Consider the following 4873-nt stretch of genomic DNA (forward strand, 5'->3'; position numbering starts at 1 on the left):
TCAAAGGGGAAAAGGTGTGCGTCACGCCCGCTGGCTCAGCAAGGTCATGAAGCGCTGGATCTCGGAGGAGGAATTGAGCAGGCCGGGGGCGGTGCGGATCACCGGGCCGACATCGCGGTCCACCGCGTCGATCACCACGCGGTTTTTCATCATGTAGGCCGCCACGGCATCACTGTCCTGGCCTTTGACGCGGAAGAAAGTGAAACCAGCGGACAGTTCAGGGCTGTGCGGGGTGACCAGTTCGATCTTCGGGTGGGTCAGCAATTGCTCTTTCAGTTCGGTATTGAGTGCGTGAATCCGCGCCTGCACCTGCGCCTTGCCCAGTTGCAGGTGCAGTTTGAAGGCCTCGTCCGCCGCCCAGCGATGCTCGAAGGCGTGGTAGCCGCCCGGGGTCATGATGGTGGCGAAGTCCTTGTCTTCGGAAAAGGTCGGTACCATCGGTGTCACATACTTGTTTTGCGAGTCGCGGGCGCAGACCAGGCCGGTGCCGCGTGGACCGAACATCCATTTGTGGGTGCCGGCGATGAAAAAGTCGCAGTGCATGTCCGGGAAGTCGAGGTTTTCCACGCCGAAACCGTGCACACCGTCCACTACATAGAGGATGCGGTCCTTGTCGTCACGGTTGCGGTTGTGTTCTTCCACCAGCTTGCCGATCTCGCCGATGGGCAGCTTCACGCCGCTGCCGGACTGCACCCAGGTCATGCCGAGTACGCGGGTGTTGGCGCGGATATTGCGCTGGATGTTGCCCAGCACCTCGTCGGCCGATACGCGGTTGGCGTTGTCGAACAGGCGAATCTTGCGGACCTGGGTCTGCTCTTTGCGCACCCGGAAATCCAGGCTGAACTCGGTGGCGTAGTGTTCGTGGACGGTGGTGAGGATCTCCTGGTCAGGCCGTACCTTGATCCCGCCATAAATCATCGCCAAACCTTCGGACGTACTTCCGGTCAGGGCGATTTGCGGTGGGGTGGCCTTCAGGTAACGGCCGGCCCATTCGCGCACCTGGCCTTCGCGCTTCCAGGTTTCCTGCAGGTCCCAGTCCATGGCCAGCCCTGGGTTGCGGTCGATCTGCGCGCGGTAGCGCTCGATGGCCTCGCGCACCGGCTTGGGGTGAGTTGCCACCAGAAAGTTGGAAAAATGCAGGTAGTCCGGGTCCTGGTTGAACAGTTGCTTGAGTCCCGTCCATGGGTCATCGGTTGCTGCGTTGGCGGCGATGGCCTGCGGAAGCAGGGCGGCGCCTAGTGGCAGGCTGGCGGCAAGTACCCCAGCCTGCTTGAGAAAGGTACGGCGGTCGGTCATGGACGGGCTTCTAGATGATTAACGGTTGGCCAAGGGCTTGGCGGCTTTTTGGACCTGGTCCCACACCCGCAGGAAGTTGCCTCCCCACAGCTTGGCAATATCGGCTTCGGAGTAGCCGCGTTGGATCAGTTCGGCGGTGACGTTGCGTATTTCGCCGACGTTGTTCCAACCCTGGACGCCGCCGCCATCGTTGAAGTCCGACGACAGGCCGACATGGTCGATGCCGATCTTGCGCACGGTGTAGTCGATGGCATCGCCCAGGTCCTTGAGGGTGGCCTTCGGTTCTTCATCGAGGATGCCGTACAGCGCGCTGGCGTACTCGCCGAACTTGTGTTCCGGCCAGGCGGCGATGATCGCGTCGCCCGGCATAAGGGCCACGGCCAGGTTAGGCAGGGGCGGCAGGTCGAAGCGTGCGCGCAGGGCGTTGAGTTTGTCCTGGGTCGGCTGGCTCAGCGGGCGCAGGTAGGCGGAGAAGCCTACGATCTGCACCACGCCGCCACTGTTCTTGATCAGTTGCAGCTCTTTGTCGCTCAGGTTGCGCGGGATATCCACGAAGGCGCGCGGCGCCGAATGGGACGCCACCATCGGCGTGCGGCTCAATTGCGCCACTTGCTCCAGCGCCTTGGTTGACATTTGCGACACATCGATGATCACCCCCAGGTCATTGAGGCGGTGCACCGCTTGTTTGCCGATGTCCGACAGGCCGTCAAGGGCGTCGGTGGAATCATTGAAAAACGGCAGTGGTCGCGATGAGTCCGACCAGGCGTTATTGCCCACATAGCTGAAGCCGAACATGCGCATGCCGCGCGCCGCCCACAGGTCCAACTGGTTCAAGTCGTTGCCCAGTGGGTAGGCGTTGAGCATGCTGATAAAGATCGCAAACTTGCCTTCGCCATGCAGGCGCCGGAAGTCATCCGGGGTGTAGGCGATGGCGACCTGATTGGGGAAGTCGCGCACCATGCCGCTGATGATCTTGTAGCGCACTTCCTGCTCGTTGCGCGCGGCCTCGACAAAACCGTCGGTGGGTTTGTGCGGGGCGTTGGGGCCGTTCCAGATTTCCGGCCAGCCGAAGATGGTCAATGCTGCGCCGGACAAGCGCCCGCGTGCCGCCTTGACCAGGTCGAACTGACCTTCGCCGTCCTTGTCCGCCTCGTTGCCGGCGGTGCCGAAATCCACGGGCACGGTGATATGGCTGTCGAACGACAGCAGTCGGTCCTGCATTTCGTTGGCCTGCTTGATCACCGCCAGCGGGTAGCCGGCATTGCCCTTGAACCAGTGATCCCAGACCAGGAAACCGGCTCCGGCACCGATGGCCAGTGCCAGCGGCAGGCCGATGTACAGCGCCTTTTTCGAACGTGGTTTTGTCATTGCCATCTCAGTCAGTTGAGGCCTTCGCTATCAGGGAAGAACGAGTGATCGGCGGCAAAATTTAGGCGGCGAGGGCGCCTCGGTAAATTTCCCCGGCGGGCAAACGTTCTAGCTCTGATAAAGCCGTTTCCTAAGGTAGACAATGACCATCTCTCGACGTGGGTTCATCGCAGGCCTGGCGCTGACAGGCGCTGCCGTGCCTGCCGCTTTCTATGCCCATCGCGAGTTGACGCGCGAAGAAGAATTCCCCATCACCCCCGGCGAAGCCACGGTGGACCTGGCCGACACTGCCGGTCAGCACCTGGCAAACACCCTGCGTGGGGTGTGGGACCTGCGCCTGGAAGGTCGCGACGCCGGCCTCAAAGGGCTGCCACTGCAAGATTTGCAACTGCTGCTCGACATCGCGCCCCGTGGGCGCGGTTTGCGCGGTTACCTGGACACCGCCGCCCACCTGCGCGCCGAAGGCGAGCCGCGTTACCGTGTGCTGGGTGACCTGCTGACGGGGGAGAGCGCTGTGCTCTACTGGCGCCTGATCGACCGTGATTCGGTCGACGGTACACCCGCCTATGAATTCAAGATGACCCTTGATGAGGTCTGGGCGGCCTTTGCCAACGCTGGCAGCAGCACCCTCAGTGGGCAGATCCTCGACCTGGATCGGCCACTTGCATGGGTTGAGCGCGATAATCGCTTCATCGCCCACAAGCAGTGGTTCCCCGAAGCCCGCCAGCGCATCGGCCTCAACCCGACCTTGCTGGCTTGGCTGATTGCGCCCGAACACCGCCTGTTCCATCAACTATGGCACGCCACCCGTGACCAGTGGCACAAACTCTCCGAGGAAAAACGCGACGCCCTGCGTGGTATTGGCTGGCAACCCGGCCCACGCGGCCAGGAACGCGATGCCCGGGGTAAACGCAAGGACCGTAACGGCTCGGGTATCGACTTCTTCTTCATGCACCGCCACATGCTCGGCACCGCGCGCTCCATGCAGGATCTGCCTTCATGGCCGCAATTTCCCGAACCGCAACCGGCCCTGGAGCGTGATCGCCTGGGCTTTCTGCGTTACTTCGACAACCACGACGGCTTCGCGCTGCCGCCCACCTGGTCGGCGCCGGACGACACCGAATACACTCAGTGGGTCAGCGACATCAAGGCCGCCGAGACCTATCACAGCAACTTTCAGGTGTGGGAGTCCCGATACCGCGACCCGCGCTACCTGGCCAAATTCACCCTGGGCCAGTTGGGCTCCGAAATGGAGCTGGGCCTGCACGACTGGCTGCACATGCGTTGGGCCTCCGTGCCGCGCGACCCCTCCAACGGCGCCCCCGTGCCCATGGCCCGTGACCCCGCTGATTTCGCAGCGCGCTGGTATGCAGCGGAAAACGACTTCCTCGGCGACCCGTTCTCATCCCATGTCAACCCGGTGTTCTGGCATTTCCATGGCTGGATCGACGACCGCATCGAAGACTGGTTCCGCGCCCATGAGCGCTTCAATCCGGGCGAAGTCCAGCGCCTGCAAGTCAACGGCGTGGCCTGGTTCGCGCCGGGCCGTTGGGTAGAGGTCGGCGATCCCTGGCTAGGCCCGGATACCCATGGCTGCAGCACCACGCCGGGGTTGCAGGTGGGCAAGTCGATGGAGATGGACCCGGAGGTCATGAAGCTGGCCCTGCGCATTACCTTTGGCGAAGACGAAAACAGCCTGCAGGGCCTGTTCAAAGGGGTGCCGAAGCGGCCGTGGTATGCGCGTCACCTGAAGCTGAAAACCCCCTGATTTTGGAACCGGGCGCGTTTTATGGCGAGTGGGACTTGCTGTGGTGAGCGGGCTTGCCCCGCGCTGGGGCGCGCAGCGGCCCTAATCCGGCCGCCTCGTTTTACCTGAAAGAACGCGGTGGCTGTGTTGGGGCCGCTGCGCGCCCCAGCGCGGGGCAAGCCCGCTCACCACAACAACAAGGTTGCTCACCACAACAAGCCCGCTCACCACAGGAACACGGCGTTCCCCAATTGCGATTGAACCAACCCGGTTCCTCCTTGTCCCCGCTTCCCATGTCACCCCCCGCCTGCCAAATCCCTTAATTTTCCAAGCCTGCCGGAAGCCTCTCCAGGCCCCCGGCTGCGCCCGCTTTTTTTTGATGCGGGGCGCACAGCACCCGATTCAAGCGGCAGCTGAAAACGGACTTTCTTCTCCACCGTGACTTATCAGGCAGGTTACCCC

The 4873-nt window shown here is 62.6% G+C and carries 3 protein-coding genes; 1 reads left to right on the forward strand and 2 read right to left on the reverse strand.

Translation table 11 applies throughout. The features are described from left to right. Positions 1 to 21 precede the first annotated feature (21 nt). Both pvdN and pvdM read right to left on the reverse strand, forming a co-directional pair. On the reverse strand, positions 22 to 1296 hold the full coding sequence (gene pvdN / locus U367_RS0104325; RefSeq protein ID WP_028615827.1) for a pyoverdine-tailoring periplasmic protein PvdN: 1275 nt from the start codon (positions 1294 to 1296) through the stop codon (positions 22 to 24). Between the two features lie 18 nt (positions 1297 to 1314). Beyond that, on the reverse strand, positions 1315 to 2664 hold the full coding sequence (pvdM, locus tag U367_RS0104330; protein ID WP_028615828.1) for a pyoverdine-tailoring dipeptidase-like protein PvdM: 1350 nt from the start codon (positions 2662 to 2664) through the stop codon (positions 1315 to 1317). 142 nt (positions 2665 to 2806) lie between these two features. Here pvdM and pvdP point away from each other — a divergent pair, with 142 nt between their 5' ends. Next, entirely contained in the window at positions 2807 to 4432 is a 1626-nt protein-coding gene (gene pvdP / locus U367_RS0104335) for a pyoverdine maturation tyrosinase PvdP (RefSeq protein ID WP_028615829.1), read from the forward strand. The last annotated feature ends 441 nt before the right edge of the window (positions 4433 to 4873 follow it).

Source organism: Pseudomonas canadensis, from assembly GCF_000503215.1.
Lineage (GTDB): Bacteria > Pseudomonadota > Gammaproteobacteria > Pseudomonadales > Pseudomonadaceae > Aquipseudomonas > Aquipseudomonas canadensis.